19 protein-coding genes are annotated in these 22180 nt (G+C 68.1%); 7 read left to right on the top strand and 12 right to left on the bottom strand.

What is annotated here, in order from left to right; genetic code table 11:
* Positions 1 to 18: 18 nt before the first annotated feature.
* From E1742_RS25350 to E1742_RS25325, 6 genes are all read right to left on the bottom strand, one after another.
* Entirely contained in the window at positions 19 to 387 is a 369-nt protein-coding gene (locus E1742_RS25350) for a response regulator (protein ID WP_134387787.1), read from the bottom strand.
* On the bottom strand, positions 384 to 3848 hold the full coding sequence (locus E1742_RS25345) for a response regulator (RefSeq protein WP_134387786.1): 3465 nt from the start codon (positions 3846 to 3848) through the stop codon (positions 384 to 386). The genes E1742_RS25350 and E1742_RS25345 overlap by 4 nt, the downstream gene beginning before the upstream one ends.
* Entirely contained in the window at positions 3848 to 4618 is a 771-nt protein-coding gene (locus E1742_RS25340; protein ID WP_229466348.1) for a substrate-binding periplasmic protein, read from the bottom strand. The genes E1742_RS25345 and E1742_RS25340 overlap by 1 nt, the downstream gene beginning before the upstream one ends.
* Positions 4619 to 4822: 204 nt before the next feature.
* Positions 4823 to 6289, bottom strand: coding sequence for a Ppx/GppA phosphatase family protein (locus E1742_RS25335; protein WP_134388360.1), 1467 nt, complete (start codon positions 6287 to 6289; stop codon positions 4823 to 4825).
* 73 nt (positions 6290 to 6362) lie between these two features.
* Entirely contained in the window at positions 6363 to 7580 is a 1218-nt protein-coding gene (locus E1742_RS25330) for a GGDEF domain-containing protein (RefSeq protein WP_134387784.1), read from the bottom strand.
* A gap of 7 nt (positions 7581 to 7587) precedes the next feature.
* Entirely contained in the window at positions 7588 to 7863 is a 276-nt protein-coding gene (locus tag E1742_RS25325; RefSeq protein ID WP_134387783.1) for a hypothetical protein, read from the bottom strand.
* A gap of 157 nt (positions 7864 to 8020) precedes the next feature.
* Here E1742_RS25325 and E1742_RS25320 point away from each other — a divergent pair, with 157 nt between their 5' ends.
* Together E1742_RS25320 and E1742_RS25315 are read left to right on the top strand one after the other, a co-directional pair.
* Positions 8021 to 8776 carry a spermine/spermidine synthase domain-containing protein gene (locus E1742_RS25320; protein WP_134387782.1) on the top strand — a complete coding sequence of 252 codons (756 nt, stop codon included), beginning with the start codon at positions 8021 to 8023 and terminating at the stop codon, positions 8774 to 8776.
* 117 nt (positions 8777 to 8893) lie between these two features.
* Positions 8894 to 11734: a bifunctional diguanylate cyclase/phosphodiesterase gene (locus E1742_RS25315; RefSeq protein WP_134387781.1), complete on the top strand. Its 2841-nt coding sequence runs from the start codon at positions 8894 to 8896 to the stop codon at positions 11732 to 11734.
* 160 nt (positions 11735 to 11894) lie between these two features.
* Here E1742_RS25315 and E1742_RS25310 read toward each other — a convergent pair whose 3' ends face one another.
* A complete protein-coding gene (locus tag E1742_RS25310) occupies positions 11895 to 12374 on the bottom strand; it encodes an acyl-CoA thioesterase (protein WP_134388359.1) in 480 nt (159 codons plus the stop codon).
* 116 nt (positions 12375 to 12490) lie between these two features.
* On the opposite strand from E1742_RS25310, the gene E1742_RS25305 reads away from it, so the two are divergent.
* Positions 12491 to 13819 carry a M16 family metallopeptidase gene (locus E1742_RS25305; RefSeq protein ID WP_134387780.1) on the top strand — a complete coding sequence of 443 codons (1329 nt, stop codon included), beginning with the start codon at positions 12491 to 12493 and terminating at the stop codon, positions 13817 to 13819.
* Positions 13816 to 15210 (top strand): M16 family metallopeptidase, encoded by a 1395-nt coding sequence (locus E1742_RS25300; protein WP_229466347.1) that lies wholly within the window; start codon positions 13816 to 13818, stop codon positions 15208 to 15210. Before E1742_RS25305 ends, E1742_RS25300 begins: the two co-directional genes overlap by 4 nt.
* Before the next feature lie 108 nt (positions 15211 to 15318).
* Here E1742_RS25300 and E1742_RS25295 read toward each other — a convergent pair whose 3' ends face one another.
* The gene (locus E1742_RS25295; protein WP_134387779.1) at positions 15319 to 15678 is read right to left on the bottom strand and encodes a hypothetical protein; all 360 of its coding nucleotides are present in this window, start codon (positions 15676 to 15678) and stop codon (positions 15319 to 15321) included.
* 93 nt (positions 15679 to 15771) lie between these two features.
* The gene (locus tag E1742_RS27110) at positions 15772 to 15903 is read right to left on the bottom strand and encodes a hypothetical protein (RefSeq protein WP_259772416.1); all 132 of its coding nucleotides are present in this window, start codon (positions 15901 to 15903) and stop codon (positions 15772 to 15774) included.
* A gap of 186 nt (positions 15904 to 16089) precedes the next feature.
* On the opposite strand from E1742_RS27110, the gene E1742_RS25290 reads away from it, so the two are divergent.
* On the top strand, positions 16090 to 16275 hold the full coding sequence (locus E1742_RS25290; protein ID WP_134387778.1) for a hypothetical protein: 186 nt from the start codon (positions 16090 to 16092) through the stop codon (positions 16273 to 16275).
* 325 nt (positions 16276 to 16600) lie between these two features.
* Here the strand turns inward: E1742_RS25290 and E1742_RS25285 are convergent, their stop codons facing one another.
* Positions 16601 to 17980, bottom strand: coding sequence for a glycoside hydrolase family 30 protein (locus tag E1742_RS25285; protein ID WP_166793556.1), 1380 nt, complete (start codon positions 17978 to 17980; stop codon positions 16601 to 16603).
* Between the two features lie 292 nt (positions 17981 to 18272).
* Between E1742_RS25285 and E1742_RS25280 the strand changes: the two genes are divergently transcribed.
* Complete coding sequence (locus E1742_RS25280) at positions 18273 to 18881, top strand: sulfite oxidase-like oxidoreductase (RefSeq protein WP_134387776.1); 609 nt, start codon at positions 18273 to 18275, stop codon at positions 18879 to 18881.
* A gap of 14 nt (positions 18882 to 18895) precedes the next feature.
* A complete protein-coding gene (locus E1742_RS25275; protein ID WP_206076711.1) occupies positions 18896 to 19603 on the top strand; it encodes an FAD-binding oxidoreductase in 708 nt (235 codons plus the stop codon).
* Positions 19604 to 19648: 45 nt separating this feature from the next.
* Here the strand turns inward: E1742_RS25275 and E1742_RS25270 are convergent, their stop codons facing one another.
* Positions 19649 to 21550, bottom strand: a complete 1902-nt coding sequence (locus tag E1742_RS25270; RefSeq protein ID WP_134387775.1) for a sensor histidine kinase, YfiR-like protein-associated — start codon at positions 21548 to 21550, stop codon at positions 19649 to 19651.
* A 9-nt stretch (positions 21551 to 21559) separates the two neighbouring features.
* Positions 21560 to 22180, bottom strand: coding sequence for a TOL_0243 family YfiR-like periplasmic protein (locus E1742_RS25265; RefSeq protein WP_166793555.1), 621 nt, complete (start codon positions 22178 to 22180; stop codon positions 21560 to 21562).

Genomic DNA, 22180 nt, shown 5'->3' with positions numbered 1-22180 from the left:
CCTGCGTGGCTGCGTCGCTCACAGCCAGCGTTCCAGGGTGGCGTGCAGGCGCTCCGGCTCCACCGGCTTGGCAAGGACCGCCGTGGCGCCGGCGGCAAGCGCGCGGGCAGTGTCTTCGGGGGCGTCATGCGCCGACAGGAACACGACCGGCAGGTGCGCCAGGCGCGGTGTGGCGCGGATGCGGCGGCACACCTCGTAGCCGTCCAGTCCCGGCATCACGACATCGAGCAGCACCAGATCGACCGTTGTCCCCCGCAGCACGCGCAGCGCCGCTTCGCCACTGACAGCCACCTTCATGTCGTACGCTCCTTTCAGCAGTGCGCACAGCGCCATGATGCTGTCGGGCGCGTCGTCGACCACGAGGATCGTGCGCCGGCCGTCCGTCATGGCAGCCCGCCCGGCTCGTCGCCGGCGCCCTCGTTGACGATTTCGTCGGCCAGGATGCCCGTCTCCAGCACGCGATGCGCCGCCTCGAAGTCATAGCGGCCGATCTGCGCGGCGAGCCGCTCCAGCAGCGCCGGCGCCAGCACGGCGGCCAGCGCGGGCCGCACGCTGTCGAAGTAGTCGACACTGTCGGCATTGAACGCGGCCAGCAGGCCCGCCAGGTGGGCCACCGCCTCGGCAGGCCGGACCGCCGCCGTGCGCCCCCCTTCGGCCGGCCCCGCTGTCGCCTCGTCCCAGCGGCCCGCCGCGAAGCGGGCATCCAGCGACGTGACCGCCACGTCCAGCGCCACTTTCAGTTCGTTCAGCAGCACGGGCGCGGGCGCCGCGCCCTCGGCCAGCGCCACCTCGACTTCGCGCGCCGCCGCCTCGACCGCATTGGCGCCCACGTTGCCGGCCACGCCGCGCAAGGTATGCACGCGCTGACGCGCCTCCTCGCGGCGGCCGGCATCCAGCGCCGCCATCACCGTCTCGGCCGCGTCACGTTGCGAATGGCGGAACCGCTCCAGCAGCTGCAGATACAACACCTGATTGCCCGCCACGTGGCGCAGGCCGCGGCTCGTGTCAATGCCCGCCAGTTCCGGCAGCCCCGCTCCGCTGCGAGGCCGCGGCAGCGCCGGCGGCGCCGGCAGCATCGGCCGCCCCAGCCAGCGTGACAAGGTGGCATACAGCCGGTCCGGGTCGATCGGCTTGGTCAGGTAATCCTGCATGCCTTCGGCCAGGCAGCGCTCGCGCACGTCCGCCAGCGCGTGCGCCGTCATGGCAATGACGGGCGTGCGGTCGAAGCGCTTGTCGCGGCGCAGCGCCAGCGTGGTTTCGTGCCCGTCCAGCATCGGCATTTCCAGGTCCACCAGCACCAGGTCGTAGCGGTCCGGCCCTGCCTGCGCCAGCCGGTCCAGCGCTTCGCGGCCGTTGCCGGCAATATCCACCTCGATGCCCTGCACGCCCATCAGTTCCGCCGCCACCTGCTGGTTGACAGGATTGTCCTCCACCAGCAGCACGCGCGCCGTCACGGCCGGCGGTGCCGGCGGCGTCAGCGACCCGGCCGCCGGGGCCGGCGTGAACAGCGTGACCAGCGTCTGCACCAGTGCCGTGTGCGTGACTGGCTTGAACAGGAAGCCGGCAAAGCCGGCCGCTTCCGCCTCGCGCTGCGTTTCGTCGCGGCCGAATGCCGTCACCAGCACCAGCGCGGGACGCCGGCGCAACGCCAGCGCGGCGATGCGCCGGGCCAGTGCGATGCCGTCCACGCCCGGCATCAACCAGTCGGTCAGCACCAGCGCGTACGGGTCCCCGGCTTCCTGCGCTTCCACCAATGCCTCCAGCGCCGCCGCGCCGTCGCCGGCCGTATCGGCCCGTACCGGCAGCGCGCGCATCGCCTCGCACAGCACGTCGAGCGCCAGCGTGTTGTCGTCGACGAGCAGTACGCGCGCGCCCGTCAGCGCCTGCGGCACCGGCGGCGGTGGCGGCGGGTCCTCGACTAGCGGCAGTTCCAGGTCGAAGGCGAAGACGGAGCCGCGGCCTTCCTCGCTGGCGACGGCAATGGTGCCTCCCATCAGCCGCACCAGCTGCTGCGAGATCGACAGACCCAGTCCCGTGCCGCCGAACTGGCGCGTGGTGGAACCGCCCGCCTGGCCGAACGCGCGGAACAGCCTGGCCTTCTGCCCGGCGGACATGCCGATGCCGGTGTCGCGCACGGCAAAGCGCAGCACCACGCGGCCGGGGGTGTCGCGCCTTATCTGGCGGCACGACAGTTCCAGCTCGCCGGACTGCGTGAACTTGACACCGTTGTTGATCAGGTTGATGAGCACCTGGCCCAGGCGCAGCGGGTCGCCGCACAGGTGGCGCGGCACGGCGGGCGGCACGTCGAACAGGAATTCGAGCCCCTTGTCGGCCGCCTTCTGGCTCGTCACGCTGGCCACGTTGGCCAGCACCTCGTCCAGGAAGAACGGCACCTCCTCCACTTCCAGGCGGCCGGCCTCGATCTTGGAAAAGTCCAGGATATCGTTGATGATGCCCAGGAGGCCCATGGCGGCGCGGTGGATCTTGTTGACGTAGTCGTGCTGCTTGGGCGACAGGTCCGTGCGCAGTGCCAGGTAGGCCATGCCGATGATGGCGCTCATCGGCGTACGGATCTCATGGCTCATATTGGCGAGGAATTCGGACTTGGCCAGGTTGGCCGCCTCCGCCTTGACGTTGGCCGCCACCAGTTTCTGTTCGCGCTCGCGCCGGTCGCTGATGTCGCGCACGAAGCCGCAGAACTCGAAGTTGTCCATGCCGTCCAGCGCGATGCGCGTGATCGACAGCTCGACGGGGAATTCGCTGCCGTCGCTGCGCAGCGCCTCCACCTCGATGCGGCGGTCCAGCACTTCGCCGCGCCCTTCGCCGGCCAGGTAATAGCGCATGCCGCGGCGGTGGTCCTCGCGGTAGCGCGGCGGGATGATCAACGCATCGAGCTGCTGGCCGAGCGCATCGTCGCGGCGCCAGCCGAAGATCAGCTCCGCCTGCCGGTTCCAGCCGGCGACGCGGCCGTGCCGGTCCATCGTGATGACGGCATCCAGCGCCGTGTCGATGATGGCCTGGATCTTGCGCTCGCTGTCGCGCGCCATCTGCATCGTCAGCTTCAGGTCGTGCGTGCGCGCGTCGATCTTCGTTTCCAGGTCGCCGTTCAGTTCCCGCAGTTCGCTTTCGGCATCGCGCAGGCGGGTCAGCGTGTCGCGGAAGCTGCGCACGGCGGCGGACAGCCGGCCCACCTGGTCGGACCGGCCGATGCCGGACAGCTGGATGTCGGTCCTGCCCTGCGCGAGTTTTTCCAGGGATTTCTGGATATCGGCGAATGGGCGCGCGGCCTTGCGCGCCACCAGGAAGATCGAACCGACGATCGTCAGCGCCAGCAGCAGGTTGACGACCAGCGCCTGCATCAGCTGGTGGCGCAGATCGCGTTCCGCCTCCTGGCGCGAGTACGCGATATCGAGTGCGCCCACGAGGTAATTGCGGGTGCCGTCCTGGAACGTGATGTCGCGGTGCACGGCAATGGCCTTGCGCGGATCGATGCGCGGGGCCGAGAAGCCCGCCATTTCGCCGCCGTTGGGTGCCAGTACCCGTAGCATCAGCACTTCCGGCGTGCCGCGCATCGCATCGACGACGCTGCTGACGGCGGCGCTGTTGATGTCGAACAGCGGGCGCGCCAGTGCCTGCGCCAGTACCGTGGCAAGGCGGTCCGACCGCTCCTCCAGCCGCAGCTCGGCCTGCGCGCGCAAGGTGTACAGGGCGTACGTGGTGTAGGCGGCAGTGGACAGCGCCACGGCCAGGAAGATCGATACGCCCAGACGCAGCAGGATATCGCGCCGCCACTTGTCGCGCAGGCGCCCCATGCGGGTGGCGGCCAGCCAGGTCAGGAATGTCTGCATCAGCGGCGCGCACCCCTGCTGTCGGCGCGCTCCAGCTGTCGATAGGCGGGACCGTTACGCACCTGCTCGATGGTGGCCCAGATCCTCTGCGCCAGCGCGGGCTGCTTCTCCACCAGGGCGTGCGACAGCATCAGGAAGTACGGCTTCTCCACCAGCGGGATGGGGCAGGCCTCGATCTGCGGCCCGTACGGCCCGTCCAGCAAGGTGCGGGCATCGCTGCCGCCGAGGGCGGCGCCGGCCACGCGGCCGGCCAGCAGCTTGCGGATCAGTTCATCGGAGCGCTGGCTGCCCTCGTCCACCGTCACGTTCAGGCTGCGCAGCTGGTCGGTGATGGAATACCCGAGCTGGGCACCGATGGCGCCGTCGACATTGCGCAGCGCCTTGCCGTCCCAGTCCAGCGCCGAGCCCTTGCGGCGCAGCAGGACGTAGCGGTCGATGTGCATGCGTTTCGATGGGTCGGGCGTGGCACCGCCGGGATACTGGCCCAGCTCGAGCCGGTCCGGCTTGAAGCTGACGGCAAACACGCCGTCCACGGCATTGGCCTTCAGCAGCGCGAGGCAGCGCTTGAACGGCATGCTCTGGAAGTTGAACGCCACGCCGGCGCGCTCGGCGACGAGGCGCAACAGGTCGAAGTTCAGGCCCTCGCCCGCCTGCGTGCGCCAGGGCCGCACGTCCGCCCGTTCGTAGCACAGCGTGATGATGGGTGTCCCCTCCTGCGCCGGCGCCGCGTGCGACGGCATGGGGAAAGCCAGCACAAGAGCGGCCAGCAAAAGTGCCGGCAGCCTGCCGGCCCGGCCCCCTATCGCGGTTTCCGCCCTGTTGTGCACCATGATGCCTCCACTTTCGTTCCACTGCCGAGCCGTGCCGGAGCGCGGCAAGAGTGGTGAAACCTATAGTGTAAGCAAAATTACAAGGAAGCGGAACGTTCTTGCTGACAATATATTTTGTGAGCTTTTACCCACAGAACGGCATTGTCAGCCAATGCGCACAGCCAGGTCGACGCCGACTTCGTCCCAGTGTTCCTGTTCCTTCTCGATCCAGTACGACAGCGTGGGATGGTCGGCCACCCACTCGCGTGCCAGTTCCAGTTCGATGCGGTTCTTCATGCGCAGGCGCGGCGCGGCCGTGGCGACGTCGATGCGGGCGTGCATGAACACGATCGCCAGGCGCAGCGCGACGACGGCACGGGCGAAGTCGCCGTCCGCCAGGAACTCCTCGACCTTGCGCAGGTTGCCCTTCTGCGCCAGCGCCAGTCGGCTCATGGTCTTCTGCTCGCGCGTGGTGAAGCCAGGCAGATCGGCGTTCTCGATGATGTAGGCCGTGTGCTTGTGGTAGCCCGTCTGCGAAACGGCCATGCCCAGTTCGTGCAGCAGCGCACTCCAGCGCAGCAGCCGGCCCGCCGCGTCGCCGCCCGGCCTGAGCTGCTCGAGCAAGGCTGCGGCGTCGTCGGCCACGCGGGCGGCGCGCACCGTGTCGACACCGAACTTCTGCGCGAACGCGCGCACGGACTCGTCGCGCCGGTCGCGCCGCATCGAGCGCTGGTACAGGTCCCACATCACGCCCATGCGCAGCCCCGCCTCGATCGGCTCGATCGCCTCGATGCCCAGCTCGTGCATCACGCCGATCAGGATGGCCAGCCCGCCGACGATGGTGCCGGCGCGGTCCGGCCGCAGGCCCGGGATGTCGATCCTGCTCACGTGGCCGATGCCGACGAATCGCGCCTTCAGCGCCTCCAGGCTGGCGGGCGTGACGCCCCTGGCGGGGCAGCCCTTGTCGAGGCCATTCTTGTCGATCACATCGGCAATGGCCCGGATCGTGCCGGACGAGCCATACGCGCGCCGCCAGAACTGCGGATGATACGGCGGCGCGCCATCTTCAAAGATGCTGCGCGCCGACAGGATCGCCGCCTCGAACGACGGGCCGTCGATGCGCCCGCCGATAAAGAACGACAGGCTTTGCCGCACGCTGCCCACGCTGAACGATTCGACCCGCTCGATATCGCCGCCGCGGCCCAGGATCAGCTCGGTGGAGCCGCCGCCGATATCGACCACCAGGCGCCGCTCGGCCGGCTGCGCCAGCGCGTTTGCCACGCCCATATAGATCAGGCGCCCTTCTTCCTCGCCAGAAATGATTTCGATGGGATAGCCGATCGCCGCTTCCGCCTGCGGCAGGAAGGTGGCGATATTGTTCGCCTGCCGCATCGTCGACGTGGCGACGACACGCACCGCCTCCAGCTCGTAGCCGGCCAGCGTGACGGCGAAACTGTGCAGGCACGCCAGCGCGCGCGCCATGGCGTCCGGCGTCAGGTTGCCATCCGCGTCCAGCCCGGCCGCCAGCCGGATCGGCTCGCGCACGCTTTTCAGCACACGGATTGCGTCGCCGTCATGGCTGCCAATGGAGAACCGGAAACTGTTCGACCCGAGGTCGACCGCTGCATACATGGAGGAATCCATTTATATCGTTTATATTGAAAATCCTACCACATTAGAACCCGTTGATGACGGGATGATGACATCACGCCTGGCGGTTGCGCGGGCTGTCATCCGTGGCAGGGTGGGGATCCGCGGGGGTGGCCTCGTCCGCGGCGACGACCGCATTGCGGCCGCGCAGCTTGGCAGCCTGCAGCGCCTCGTCGGCGCGCTTGAACAGGCTGACGGTGCTGTCCTCGGCACGGATCGTCGTCACGCCCATGCTGGCGGTCAGGTTGATGACGGCGCGCTCGGCCTTGACGGGCAACGCCGCGACGGCCGCGCGGATCCGTTCGGCCACCAGCGACGCCTCCGCCAGCCCCGTGCGCGGCAGCAGCAGCGCGAACTCGGCACCACCCAGGCGGCCGATCATGTCGGCTTCGCGCAACTGGCGCCGCACGGCATCGACAATCGCCTTCAGCACGACGTCGCCGACGCCGTGGCCGTAATGGTCGTTGACCCGCTTGAAACCGTCGAGGTTGAGAATCACGATGGCCGTCGGCAGGCCGGGGCGCCGCGCCAGCGCCAGCCATGGCGCCAGGCCCTGGTAGAAGCCCCGGCGGTTGGGCACGTCCGTCAGCGTGTCGACGGTTTCCAGCCGGTCGAGCTCTCCCTGCAGCCGGTCGCGGCCCAGGAGCAGGTAGCCGGTGGCGTTGACGAACAGGCCCGCCAGCAGGATCGTCAACACGGTGGACAACGGGTCCGGCGCGACGGGCAGCCAGCCGGGTTGCAGCGCGGCCGCGGCGGCGGCGAGCGGCAGCACGGCCAGCAGCACGTTCGTCACGGCGAGCAGGCGGCGCAGCAGGCTGGCACCGATCCAGTCGCGTGCCAGCGCGGCGGCGCCGGACAGGCCGAATCCGGCCGTGATGGCCGCCAGCATCAGCGCGATCCACGGTCCCGCGGCCGCCGCAGCGGCGCTCTGGCGTCCGAACAGGAAATTGACGGCGATGTACACGCCGGCCGCGAGCCACAATGCGCGCATCAGCAGCCGGCGCGCACCGGGCCGGCCCGTGACCGTCCAGAATGCGGCGGCATCCATTGCCGTGCCGCCGACCAGCAATGCCAGCCCGAGCGGCCCCGAGACGGGTGTCGGCAGCACTTCACGCAGGGCGAGGATCAGCCAGCCGGCGCCCTGGCACAAGCGGGCCACGCCGAAGGCGACATGCCCTGTGGGCCGGCGCCGGCCGATGCCATGGCACAACAGCACGCCGTACAGCGCCAGGTTGCCCAGTGCCAGCGTGGCGATCAGCGTCCGGCTGTCCATGGCGCCGTCAGACTTCGTGTTCGACGTTGCTGCTGCCGTCGCCCACCTTGCTGGCCCAGGCCTGCAGGAAGAAGGCTTTTTCGTCGTCGCCGGGCGCGTCGTGCCAGAACACGATCAGCGTGCCCTTGTGATCGTGCAACTGGCTGACTTTCTCGATGAAGTGCTGCTTGCCCGCGGCATCGGCCAGCGCGGCCACATAACCATATACGCGGTTGAGCCGCTCGACGCGGTCCGGTTCGGTCGCGCTGTTGGTGGCGGTAATGGTCGGGTGGTCCAGAAACATGAATGATCTCCATCGGGCCGCGCGGCCCTGCCGTTGAGGCAATGTACCGATAAATCGGAATCGTGTAAATTGAGCTGCCGGCGCCCGCGGGCGCCGGCGAGCCCGAGAGCTTAGCAGAACCTTCACTCCGATAACAAGCCGAGTACGAGCTGAATACATGCCTACCGCCTCCGAACACCGTCCCCTGATCCGGCGCCACAAGGGCCGCCTCACGCTGGAATTCGCGCCGGGCGAGGTGCAGAGCGAGATGGACCTGCGCGATCCCGACCGGCTCGTGCTGGCGTATGCCCGGGCAATGATGTGCTTCGTGCTGTTCAAACCGGCCCCCGCGCATATCGTCATGGTCGGCCTGGGCGGCGGCTCGCTGGCCAAGTTCTGCCACCGCTACCTGCCTGCCAGCCGCATCACCGTGCTGGAACTGCGGGCCGACGTCATCGCCCTGCGCGACAGCTTCGCGGTGCCGCCCGACAGCGAACGTTTTCGTATCCTGCACGTGGACGCGGCGACGCACATGCCGTGCCTGGCCGGCAGTGCCGACGTGCTGCTGGTGGACGGCTTCGACGTCGACGGCCTGCCGGAGGCGCTGGCCAGCGTCCGTTTTTTCCGGGACTGCCGTCGCGCGCTGCGCCCGGACGGCGTAATGGCGACGAATCTGTTCAGCTACGATCCCCGCTTTCACACGATGCTGCGCCGGCTGCGCACGGCCTTCGGCGGCCACGTGGGCCAGTTGCGCGGCATCGCCGGCAATAACCGCATCCTGTTCGCGCACCGGCATACCGCCCGCGTCACCCCCGCCGGCATGCTGATGCGGCGGCTCGTCGCATGGGGCAGCCCGTGGCCCCTGCTGGGATTCGGCTGGTGTAACCGTCTCCTGGCGCATCAGGTCGTGGCGCGGCTGCGCTACCCGCAATGATGCGTGCCGTCTAAGTGCGTGAAGACAACAGATAATTCTCTGAAGATACGTTTTTGATCGGCAGCCGCCCCGTTTTATGCCACACTGACGTGCTATCGTCATTTACCCGGGAATTGCATGCTCCGCCGTCTGTCCTCCAGCATCTCCGCGGCGGCGGTGTTGACGCTCCTGGCGGGCCTGACCGTCACCGGGGGTCTGTTCTATGCCGTCAGCGCCCTTGAATACAGCAAGGCCACGCTCAGCTTCCAGCAGCGCGTCAACGTGCGCGTGGCCGCGCTGCGGCGCGGGCTGGACGACGCGGTCGAGGTCCTGACGGTGACTAACCAGCTGTTCCGCACCCTGCCGCCGACGGCGGTCACGCGCGAGCAGTTCCGTTCATTCACTCACCCGTTGCTGCAGCGCTATCCGTTCATCCAGTCGTTCACCTGGCATCGGGTGCTGCCGCACAGCGGGCGGGCGGCGTGGGAAGCGCAGGCGCGCCGCACCTTCCCCGGCGCGGCCGTCAGCGCCATCGCACAAGGGCGCTTCGTGCCGGCACCGGTGCGGCCGTTTTACAACATTACCGATTATTTCGAACCGTTCGAGCCGAATCGCGCCGTGCTGGGCCTCGACGTGGGCCCGCTGCCGCAGACGGCGCTGACCATCGAGCGCATCCTGCGCACGGGCAAACCGGCGGCGACGGCGCTGATCAGCCTTGCCGAGAATCCCGTGCAGCGCGACACGTTCATCATTCTCATGCCCCTGTACCGCCCCGGCGCCGCCGTCGATACGCCTGCGCAGCGGCACGAGGCGTGGGTGGGCGACACCGCTGCCATGATCCACGCGCCGCAACTGGTGCAGAAGATCTTCCAGTCGGCCGGGCTGCTGGAAGACGCCGGACTGGCGCTGCGCGTGTACGCCGGCGACAGCGCCGCACCCACGCTCGTGTACGCGAACGGCACCGGCGAAGCGGCGGCGCGGGAGAGCTGGCTGCCACGCTGGCTGGATATGCGCCTGCGCGACCGTGAGACCCGCGGGTTCGACGTGCTGGGCATGACGTGGCAGGTGCGGGCCGACGCCCTGCCCCGCCCGTTCCTGGCCGATCATCTGGGGTCGCTGTCGACGCTGGTGGGCGGCATCCTGTTCAGCATCCTGGGCGCCGCGCTGATGCAGACGCTGGCGCAGCGCTCGCGCCGGGTCCAGTGGCTGGTCGACGCCCGCACGGCCGACCTGCGCAGCGCCAACGAGAAACTGAACGCGGACGTGGCCGCGCGCAAGCGCACCGAACGGGCGCTGCAGGAAAGCGAGCACCGTTTCCGGCGCCTGCTGGCGCTGTCGTCGGACTGGTACTGGGAGCAGGACGTCAACTTCTGCTTCACCAATATCACCAACGGCTTCTTTGAAAAGGGCCGGCTCGAGCGCGACGACTATATCGGCCGCACGCGCTGGCACAGTCACCCGGCGATGCTGGACACGTCATGGGGCCGAGCCCACATGGCGCAGCTGGAAGCGCGGCTGCCGTTCGCCAACCTCGAATATCCGATCGAAGGCAAGGATGGCGTGTCGCGCTGGTTCACCACAAACGGCGAGCCGGTGTACGACGCGCACGGCGAGTTCCGCGGCTACCGCGGCACGGGCAGCGAAATCACGGAACGCAAACTGGCCGAACAGCGCATCCAGCACATCGCCCATCACGATGCGCTGACCGGACTGCCGAACCGCGTGCTGCTGCAGGACCGCCTGACGCAGGCAGTGGCTTACTCCAACCGCAGCGGCCATCCGCTGTGGGTGCTGCTGATCGACCTGGACCGCTTCAAGTTCGTCAACGACACGCTGGGCCACAAGGCCGGCGACGAGCTGCTCAAGACCATCGCGGCGCGCCTGCAGGCGACGGTGCGCGAAAGCGACACGGTGGCGCGGCTGTCCGGCGACGAGTTCGTGGCCATCCTCAGCGAGTACCCGGAGCAGTCGCTGTCGCCGGACGTGGTCGGACGGATCATGCGCGCGCTCGCGTTGCCGGTGGACCTGGACGGCAAGGAATTGTTCGTCACCTGCAGCATTGGCGTGGCGGTCCACGAAGGCATCGGCACGCCGGCGCAGCACCTGATCGAGCATGCCGACATCGCCATGTACTCGGCCAAGAAGCTGGGCCGCAACTGCTTCCAGTTCTATGAAAGCTCGATGAACGAGGAAGCGCAGGAGCGCCTGCGCATCGAGAGCGCGCTGCGCAACGCGCTGGAGCGCGAGCAATTCGTGCTGCATTACCAGCCGCAGCTCGACCTGGCGAGCGGGCGCATCGTGGGCGTGGAGGCACTGCTGCGCTGGCAGCATCCGGAGCTGGGCACCGTGCCGCCGCAGCGCTTCATCGGGCTTGCCGAGGAAACGGGCCTGATCGTGCCGATCGGCGCGTGGGTCATGCGCACCGCGTGCGCGCAGGCGAGAAAGTGGCACGATGCGGGCCTGGCGCCGCTGCGCATGGCGGTCAACCTCTCGCCGCGCCAGTTCGCGCAGCCGGACCTGGTCGCATCGATTGCCGCCGTGCTGGAAGAGACGGGCCTGCCGCCGGCGGCGCTGGAGCTGGAACTGACGGAGGGGCTGTTCGTGGACGACGTGGCGCAGGCCGTGGCGCTGCTGCACGAGCTGAAGGCCCTGGGCGTGGCGCTGTCGATCGACGACTTCGGCACGGGCTATTCGAGCCTGTCGTACCTGCGCACCTTCCCCATCGACGTGCTCAAGATCGACCGTTCCTTCGTCGGCAGGATCGACGACGATGCCGACCAGGCAGCGATCGTGGTCTCCATCATCGCGCTGGCGCATAACCTGCACCTGAAGGTCATCGCCGAAGGCGTCGAGACGGCCGGCCAGCTGGCCTTCCTGCGCGCGCACGACTGCGACCAGGCGCAGGGATATTATCTCAGCCGCCCCGTGCCGGCGGCCGAGTTTCGCGAGCTGTGGCCGGCGGAGCAGACTGTCGCCTGAGACGACCGGGGGCGGTCGTATGGACCGGGGACCGCGGTGCCTGTCCCCGCCGTGCTGCCTCCCCATCGGGCATCGGACGCCCGTTGAAAACCGGGGCCGGTCCCCTCGCGGTGCCAACGGCCAGTACAAGCCCCGCGACCTGCCGGGGACAGACCCCAGGTTACTGGCCCTTCGCCTTGTTCTTCGCTCCATGCAGCGCCAGCCGCGCGGCCTTGCGCGCTTCGGCCTGTTCGAAGCGTGCCTTCTGCTCGGGCGTTTCCGGCACCAGCGGCGGCACGGCGACGGGCTTGCGGTCCTTGTCCACGGCCACCATCGTGAAGTAGCAGCTGTTCGCGTGGCGCACGAGGCGCTGCTGGATGTTTTCCGTCACCACGCGGATGCCCACCTCCATCGACGTGCGCCCCGTGTAGTTCACGGATGCCAGGAACGTCACCAGTTCGCCCACGTGGATCGGCTGCAGGAACATCACCTGGTCGACGGACAGCGTGACGACGTAGCTGCCCGAATAGCGGCTGGCGCAGGCATAGGCCACGCTGTCGAGGAACTTCAGGATCGTGCCGCCGTGGACATTGCCGGAGAAATTGGCCATGTCGGGGGTCATCAGGACCGTCATCGTCAGCTCGTGGGCCGACCAGTGCATTGCGCTTTCCATCGTTTCTTCCCGGGTAAAAGTAACCTGCTTGCAAGTATTTTATCTTAACAACGCTGCCGCCATGACGTATCCTCCCTCCGTTGATAACAATGAAAGGGCACACCATGGGGTGGAAACTACGGACCAGGCTGGCGGCGGCCTGCGCGGCCTTCGGCCTGGCCGCATCGGCACAGGCGGCGTTCACGGCCGACCAGGTCAAATCGTTTACGCTGCCGAACGGGATGAAGTTCATCGTCCTGGAAAGCAGCGCGATTCCGAACGCGAACATGTACACGTTCTGGAAGGTCGGCTCGCGCAACGAGGCGCCCGGCACGACCGGTCTGTCGCACTTCTTCGAACACATGATGTTCAACGGCTCGAAGAACTACGGCCCGAAGATGTTCGACCGCACCATGGAAGCGAACGGCGGCAGCAATAACGCCTACACCAGCAGCGACGTGACGGTGTACCAGGACTGGTTCCCCGCCTCGTCCCTCGAGACGATCTTCAAGCTCGAAAGCGACCGCATTGCGCACCTGACGATCGACCCGAAGATGGTCGAAAGCGAGCGCGGTGTCGTGCTGTCCGAGCGCAGCACGGGGCTGGAGAATTCCAACATCCGCATGCTGATGGAAGACCTGAACAGCGTGGCCTTCAGCGCCCACCCGTATTCCTGGCCCGTGATCGGCTTCGAGTCGGACATCAAGGCATGGACGCAGCAGGATCTGGTCAACTACTTCCGCACCTACTACGCCCCCAACAACGCGGTGTCCGTCATCGTCGGCGACGTCAAGGCCGAGCAGGTCAGGACGCTGGCCACGCGCTACTTCGGCGCGATCCCGAAACGCCCGCTGCCCCCGGCCGTGAAGACCGTGGAGCCGGAACAGAAAGGCGAGCGCCGGCTGTTCGTCGCCAAGCCTTCCGCCACCTCGGCCAACCTGATGGTGGCGTACAAGGCGCCGGCGGCCGACAGCGCCGACCACTACGCCCTGGACGTGCTGCAAAGCCTGCTCACGGAAGGCAAGACGTCGCGCCTGTACAAGGCGCTGGTGGAAAAGCAACTGGCCACGTCCGTGGGCGCCGACGCGACCGACGGCTTCGACCCCGGCCTGTTCTACGTGTTCGCGGTCGCCGCCAACGGCGTCGACGCCGCGAAGGTCGAGAAGGCGCTGCTGGCGGAACTCGACAACGTCGTGAAGAACGGCGTCACGCCGGAGGAGCTGGCCAAGGTCAGGAACATCAAGCTGGTGAACCTGTACCGCCTGCAGGAGACCATCAACGGCAAGGCCCAGCAGCTGGGCAATTACGAAGTGTTCTACGGCGGCTACGCGAAACTGTTCGACGCGCCTGCGGCGTACCAGAAACTGACGCCGGCCGACATCCAGGCCGTGGCCGCGAAATACCTGAAAAAAGCGCAGCGCACCATCGGCGTGCTGGCGGCGAAGGAGGAATGATGAAATACATGATGACCGGCGGCGCAATGCTGTGCGCCCTCGCCACGGCGCATGGCGCTCAATTCAAGCTGCCGCAGTTCGAGACGACGAAGCTGCCGAACGGCCTGACCGTGATGCTGATGGAGCGCCACGAAGTCCCGCTGATCTCCGTGCGCGCCGTCGTCCGTGCGGGCGCCGTCAACGACGGGCCGCAGGCGGGCCTGGCCAACCTGACGGGCGACGCCATCCTGCTGGGCAGCACAAAGCACGACAAGAAGGCCATCGACGAGGCGTTCGACTTCCGCGGCGCCACGCTGGCGGGCGGCGGCGCCACCGAGCAGACGACGGTGCAGGCCAACTTTGCCAGGGCCGACGCACCCGCCCTGCTGCCGCTGTTCGCTGAAATCGTCCAGCAGCCCGGCTTCGACAACGCGGAACTGGACAAGCTGCGCGCGCGCAAGGTCAGCGGCCTGAAACAGGCCAAGGAAAGCCCACGCCAGGTTGCCGGTATTTACTATCGCAGCATGCTGTTCGGCGATGCGCCGTACGCCAACCCGCCGGGCGGCACCGTCGCCAGTCTGCAGGCGCTGAAGCAGGCCGACGTCAAGAGCTTCCACGGCCGCTACTTCCGGCCCGATAACGCGGCCATCGTCGTCGTTGGCGACTTCCAGCCGGCCGAGATGAAGCGGCAGATCGAGGCGCTGTTCGGCCAGTGGCGCGCCGAAGGTCCGGCGCCCCAGCGCGTCGACTACGGCAAGCCGGTGACGGGCAAGCCGCGCGTCTGGCTCGTCGACAAACCCGATGCGATCGAAACGACGTTCCTGATCGGCGGCGCCGGCATTGCCCGCAACGACCCGGACTACGTGCCGCTGCAGGTATTGAACACGGTGCTGGGAGGCCGCTTCACGTCCTGGCTGAACGACGAACTGCGTGTGAACTCCGGCCTGACGTACGGCGCCAACAGCGCGTTCGCGCCGAATGCCCAGGCAGGCGTGTTCTCCATCTCGAGCTTCACGGCGCTGCCGAAAACGGAAGCGGCGCTGGACCTGGCGCTGAAGACTTACAACCGGCTGTGGGACAAGGGCATCGACAAGGCGACCCTGGATTCGGCCAAGGCCTACGTGAAAGGCCAGTTTCCGCCGCGCTTCGAAACGGGAGACCAGCTGGCCAGCCTGCTGGGCGACATGTTCGCATTGAACGTCGAGCGCGCGCAGATCGACAACTTCATGCGCGACGTGGACGGCCTGACGCCCGAGAAGGCCAAGGCGCTGGTGGACCGGCACTTCCCGCGCAAGAACCTGCAGATGGTGTTGGTCGGCAAAGCCGCGGAGATCCGCAAGATCGCGGCAAAGTATGGCGACGTGACGGAGCTCGACATCAGCGCGGACGGCTTCAAGCCCGGCGCGAAGTAACGGCGAAGCACCGGGGACTGGCGCCTCTCGGGCCGAACGGCTGAGGAGCCATTCCCCGCCACGTGAACGCTCCCGGCTGGAGAGCCGCCGGCGTCCCGACGGCGCGGCCTACTTTTCCTGCGCCTCGATATCGGCCAGCGTCTCGCGCCCCTTTTCGGTCACGACGAACCCGTCGTCAACGGGCGCGATATGCGATTTCTTGCCGAGAAAGGCGGCCACGTCGCCGTCAAGCTTCGCCGCGGGATCGGCGGCCAGGGCGCGCAGGCTGAGGATGCAGCGGCGCAGGAACAGCAGTTCCTTGCCCTTGTCGGTCAGCGACATGTGGCCATTGCGGGCGATGGACAGCAGCTTCAGCCCGGACAGGCGCTTCGTATTGCGGCCCACGCAGGCGCTGGGACGGCCGGTGATACCGCGCGCGACCTCGGCCAGCGCGTTGTATTCGTCGGTACTGAATTTTTCGTTTTTCATTAAAGCGTACGTCCATGATGGCAATTGCGGCCATCATGGTACGCTTACAAAGGGCCTGCGGCAAGGCCGTGGCCCGCGCCCTCTCGGGCCGCGTCAGGCCGACTTCGTCAAAGCCCGCACAGTGAGCCACAACAGGCCGACGCCGGCAACGACGCCAGCCCACGCCATCCGCAAGTGGTTCATGCGCCGACCCAGATAAATCTTGTTGTGTAAGGAATTGCCCATGGCGGTCTCCGAAAAAAAATCCTATGGTTCGATTATAAAAACAGTTCAGTGACGCGCTTGTGACAGCCGGCACAAAAACAACAATTTGCATCTTTGAAGCAACATATATTACCCAAAACCAACGCTGCGCCGATCCCGCCATTGCCCTGTTAGCATGGTTGCATCCACCACCAACCGGAGCACAGCATGAGCCAACCCAATCCGCAAAACCCGCACACCCCGCCAGACGATGCCGAAAAAGGCGGCCACATGATGAATGAACCCGACATCGGCAGCGGCGAAAAAACGCCCGGCGAACAGGAAACCGAAGAGCAGATCCGCCAGATCGCCCCGGCCCGCCAGGGCGGGCCGGGTCAACCGGACAAGTCCTGATCGCCGCACCGTCAGTCCGCCCGGATGGGCGGCGGCGGCGCAGTCGGTTCGCTGACCGGCGGGATCTCCGTCGGCGGCACGTCGCCCGGTGGCGGCATGGCCGGGGGATCCTGCTCCGGCGCCGGCGTATCCGGATCCGGCGTGATATGAGCTCGTATCCGGGCTCGTATTCCGTGGTTGGCCAGCACCTCGTTTTCAGCGTCTCTGCAGTACATAACGATGCTCCCTCGAAAATGTTGACAAAACCTTAGCATTTTTTTTTGGACAGCGGCGCAGGGTTGCCGCCTCGGGGGAATTGGCTCATACCAGACGGGTGGAACGGCCGTTACTCGGGCACATTCCACACGTAGGTCGCCATGCTGGCACTGCTTAGCCTTGCGCCGAACGTCCGCTCAGCAGTGCGCACTCGAATGTCCCGGGGCACCGTTGCGGCGTTCACCACCACCAGCACCAGCGAACCGTCGGCATTGGCAAACGCTGCATTCGACACCCCGTCCACCGGGCCCGTCGACGTGACGTGAACCGCGTCAGGCCGGACGAAGCGGCTGGCGTGGGCCAGCGCGTAGTATTCGGGATGGCGCACCACCCCGCCGTCCGCCCCGATCGTCACGAGGCCGCGACAGCCGGCACAGCCGCCGATGCGCGGTCCGCCCGCCTCGTCCAGCGCCAGGTTGCCCAGCATGATGCCGGTGGCCCAGTTACGCACGGCGCCGACGACAGCCGTGCCGCCGAAGTGCACCAGGCCGTCGCCGAAACCGGGCGCCCAGGTACCGCCCGAGCATTCCGTCAGATAGATCTCCTTCCCCGGATAGGCGTCGTGCACGGCCGTCTGGGCCGACACGTCGCCGCCGTAGCAGTGCCATGCGGTGCCCGCCAGGTGCGCCTGCGCGGCCGGATCGCCGAGCACCTTCAACGCATCGTCCACCGCGTCCCAGCTGTCGTCCAGTTCCAGGATGCGCGTGCCGCCGGGTCCCGGTGCCAGCTGGCCGGCCAGCGCGACGCGGGCGGCGGCATCCAGCAACATGCCGGGCGCGTCGGCCGGTTCCGCGCGCGGCTGGTGCTGCAAGGTCAGCGCGAAGACCGGCACGCCCTCTTCCCGGTACAGGTCGACGAAGCGCCGCAGGTAGCGGGCGTACGCCGCCGTCGCTTCCGGCCGCAACGTGCCTCTGACGAGGCTGTCCGAACTTTTCATCCAGCCCGGCGCACTGTGCGGCGCGGCGACGAAGCGCAGGGCGGGATTGACTGCCAGCGCCGAACGCGCCACCGGCAGCACGGCCTCGCGGTCCCGCTCGATCGACAGTTGCGCCAGGTTCGGGTCCTGCTGGCCCGGCGGGACGTCGTCCAGGCTGTAGCGGTCGCGCGCGAATTCGGAACTGCCGACCGCCAGGCGCAGCAGACGCAGGCCCAGCCCGGACTGCGCATCGAACAGCTCGCGCAGCAGCGACTTGCGGGCGTCTTCGTCCAGCCGATTGCGGATCAGCCATGCGGATGCATCGCTGAGACCCACGCCGAATCCCGCGATGAGCTGCCGGCGTCCGGCCGCATCGACGTCGATGGGAACCGGCACCGTGCCGTGCAGCGCCGCCGGCCCGTCCAACGACTGCGCAGGGGCGCCGGGCGTCGGTACGTCGGGCGTCGCCACGTCGGCCAGGACCAGATCGGGCTGGCGCGCCAGCAGTACCGTGCCATCGCCGTTGTCAGCCATGACTGTACGGTCCGGCTGCGCTGCGGTGCCGGTACCGCCGGGGTGTCGGCAACGGACGGTGCGGACTGCGCCACCGCGCGTCCCTTGCCTGCGCACCCCGCCAGCGCCAGCGCGGCAGCGACCAGCACGGCCAAGCCCGGATGCGTGTACGCTTTTCCCGTCGCACTCATGCCACCTCCTGTGCCCGCTCATGCCACCAGCGTACGGCCTTTGCCGCGGCGGGGGAAGACGGGCGGGGGCGGACTGCGCGAATATTGATTACACTGACAGCGCTTTTACGACAGGAGCCACCATGAGCACCAGAGGTTTTACCGGCCGCCGCCCCGGCGCGGACGCCGCACGCCGCCTGCCGCCCGGGCAGCAGCAGACGCAGGATTTTCCCGTGCTGTCGCTGGGGCCCGCTCCCGCGATCAACCTGGACGCATGGCGCTTCACGCTGCGCCACGGCTCGCGGCCGCTGGCGAGCTGGAACTGGTTCGAATTCAACGCCCTGCCCCGCACCCGCTGGCATGGCGATATCCACTGCGTGACGACGTGGAGCAAGTTCGGCACCGACTGGGAAGGCGTGACCCTGGACGACCTGCTGGCCGCCGCCGGCGTGCAGGCGCCGACGTCCTTCCTGCTGGCGCAGTCCTATGACGACTACGACACCAACGTGCCGCTGGCCGACCTGGCGGGAGGCCGCGCGCTGATCGCCACGCACTTCGGCGGCGAACCGCTGACGCCGGAACACGGCGGCCCCGCACGCCTGCTGGTGCCGCACCTGTACTTCTGGAAGAGCGCAAAATGGATCAAGGGGCTGAAGTTTACGGAGAGAGACGAAGCGGGCTTCTGGGAACTGCGCGGCTATCACATGCGCGGCGACCCGTGGCGCGAACAGCGCTACAGCGACGATGACTAAGCGGGGCCGGCACGGTGTCTGAACGCGACGGCAACTGGCGGACGGCCGTCATCGCACGCATCGCAGCGCTTACGCCGCGCATGCGCAGCTACTTCCTGCATGCGCCGCTGGCGGGCCACGTCGCCGGCCAGTATCTGGACGTGCGGCTGACCGCCCCCGACGGCTACCAGGCCCGCCGCAGCTATTCCATCGCTTCGCGCCCCGGCGCCGCGGAACTGGAGCTGGCGATCGCGTTGCAGGACGACGGCGAAGTGTCGGCGTGGTTCCACGAGGTCGCACAGCCGGGCGACACCATCGACGTGCGCGGCCCGCTGGGCGGGCACTTCATCTGGGAGCCGCCACACGCGGCGCCGGTGCTGCTGGTGGCCGGCGGCTCCGGCATCGTGCCGCTGGTTTCCATCGCGCGCGCATGGCAGGCCGCTCCCGCCGCGCCGATGCTGCTGCTGCATTCGGCGCGCACGCCGGAAGCGCTGGCATTCCAGCCCGAACTGGCCGGCATCGCCGCTGCCGATCCGCGTTTTACCTATGTCGCCGTCAGCACGCGTGCCGGGACAGGCCGGCGCATCGATGCCGCAATGCTCGACAAAGCACTGGGCCACTGGGGCCATCTTCCGGCGCTGTGCTACCTGTGCGGGCCGACGGCCTTCGTGGAAGCGGTGGCCCAGCTGCTGGTGGCGCGCGGCGTGGCGCACCGGGCCATCCGCACGGAGCGGTTCGGGTAGGGTGCGCAGGCGGGGGAACAGCACGTCGGCCGGAGGTAGGCCCAGTCAGTGCGAAGTCGCTGCCACCAGCGCCCCTGGCCGCCGCTCGGCCAGTATCGCCAGGATCTGCTCGACGCTGACCGGCTTGACGAGGTGCTCGACGAAGCCGGCCTCGAACGCCATGTCGCGGTCCTTCTGCTGGCCCCAGCCCGTGACGGCGACCAGCACGGTCCGCGCCAGACCGGGCAGCGCACGCAGCGCGCGCGCCAGGTCGTAACCGTTCAGGTACGGCAGGCCGATATCGAGGAATGCGAAATCCGGCGCGAAGGCCTCGGCGGCCGCCAGCGCCTGGGTGCCGTCGTGGCAGATGTGCACCGTGTGGCCCATCGTGCGCAGCAGCGCGCCGATGGCGTTGACGAAGTCGACGTTGTCGTCGGCCAGCAGGATACGGTACGGCGTGCCTTGCGCCGGCTGGGCCGCCTCGCGCGGTGCCGTCCCCTGCACCCCCTGCATGACGGGCATTGTCACGACGAATTCGCTGCCCATGCCCGGCCCCGGGCTGTGCGCCTCGATGGCGCCGCCGTGCAGTTCGACCAGCCGGCGCGCCAGCGACAGTCCAACGCCAAGGCCGGCCGACGTGCGCTCCAGCGACGAATCGGCCTGCACGAACATGTCGAAGATCTGCCCCAGCATCGCCGGCGCGATGCCGATGCCGTTGTCGGCTACGCGGATGTGCAGCTGGCCGTCCGCGCCTACATCGGCCGTCAGCGTCAGCCGTCCCCCGCGGTCGGTATATTTGGCCGCGTTGTTCAGCAGGTTCGACAGCACCTGCGCCAGCCGGGTGGCGTCGCCGAACACGTGCATCGGCTCGTCCGGCAAGGTTACCGAGATCGTGTGGCCCAGCGCGTCGATGTACGGCCGCGCGATTTCCAGCGCGTTGGCCACCACCGAGTGCAGCTCCACGGGATCGTGGCGGATCGTCAGCTTGCCCGTGTTGATGCGCGAGACGTCCAGCAGATCGTCGACCAGGCGCACCATCTGCTTGAGCTGGCGTTCCATCACGCCGCGGGCCCGCTCGGTGGCGCCGGCATCGTTGCGGTTCAGGCGCATGATGTCCAGCCCCGTGCGGATCGGCGCCAGCGGGTTGCGCAGCTCGTGCGCCAGGGTGGCGAGGAATTCGTCCTTGCGCCGGTCCGCCAGCAGCAGCGCGCGCTCCGCTCCCTGGCGCACCGTCATCTCGTGCTCCAGCGTGCGGTTGGCTTCCTGCAGCGCGTGGGCGCGGCGCTCCACCTCGGCAAGCATATTGTTGAACGCATCGACCAGCGTGCCGATCTCGCCGCTGGCGCGCTCGCGCACGCGCAGCGAGAAATCGCGTTTCTGCATGACGGCGCGCGCGACGTCGGTCACGGCTTCCAGCGGCCGCGTGATGCCCAGCTGCAGACGGCTGGCCACCATCGCCGCCAGCAGCAGGCTGGCCACCATCACGGCGCCCAGGATGATGGCGTAGCTGACCAGGCGGTCCAGCAGCCGGTAGCTGGCGCTGAGGTAGACGGTGCCTACCCGTTCGCCATTCTCGATAATGGGGTGGAACACGACCATGCGCCCGCCTTCGACCGCATGGCCGATGGCGCCGGGCCGGGCCGGAAAGACGGCTGAATTGCGTGCCGACAGCGCATACGATGCGAACATCACGCCGTTGACGCCATAAATGGCGCCGGCCTGGATCTGCGGCCGCACGCGCAGCAGCGCGAGGTTCTGGCGGGCGACGACGGGGTCGTTGAAACTGACGGCAGGCGCCGAAACGGTGGCGACGAATTCCGCCTGCGTCGTCAGGTCCTCCACCCAGTTCTGCTGGAACGTCGTCAGGTCGTACACGAGCATGCTGACGGACGTCGTCACGAGCGCCGCGAACGTCGTTGCCAGCGCCATGACGATCAGCTTGGCTCGCACCGTATCGGGCTTGCGCATGCCGAACACTCAGTTCCCCTTCTGGACGTGATAGGCGACGGACAACAGGCGCGAACTGAGCTTCAGGTTGCTGCGCTCGGCCGCCGGCAGCGACACCTCGAAGCGGAGCCGGTCTTCCACCAGCCGGAAATTGATGATGGCGCCCTGCTGCAGGCCGTTCTCGTCGTCCGTCACCGTCAGCACGCCGTTCTGCGCCGCGGCGCGCAGCGTCTGCACGGGCCGCTCGGTGCCGGCGCCGACAAACAGCATCTGCAGGCCTGTCGTGGGATCGCCATCGCGCAGCGTACGCACGGCAACGGGACGGCCGTTGACGTTGCGCCCGGCCGTCAGCCGCGTCACTTCGGCGGCCACGTCGTCCGCCGCCATCACGCCTACCACGAGCGCGGCGCCCGGGTCGGCGGGGAACTCGACGTACCCGAGGAACTTGAACAGATAGGCCGCCTTGACGCTGCGCTCCAGATTCGGTCCGGACGGCGCCGATCCGGCGGCGGGCGCCTGCTGCGCGGCGGTGGCGGGGCCGCAGGCGGTCCCCACCAGCAACGCCGCAAGCAGCGGCACCGACGCCGGCAACCAGGGCGCCCGCAATGGCGACCGGCGCTTGGGTACGGATTCTTTGCGGTCCGCGATCAT

It is taken from the genome of Pseudoduganella plicata (assembly GCF_004421005.1).
Lineage (GTDB): Bacteria > Pseudomonadota > Gammaproteobacteria > Burkholderiales > Burkholderiaceae_D > Rugamonas > Rugamonas plicata.
The sequence above is the reverse complement of the archived record's forward strand: the minus strand, read 5'-3'. Positions and strand labels throughout refer to the sequence as shown.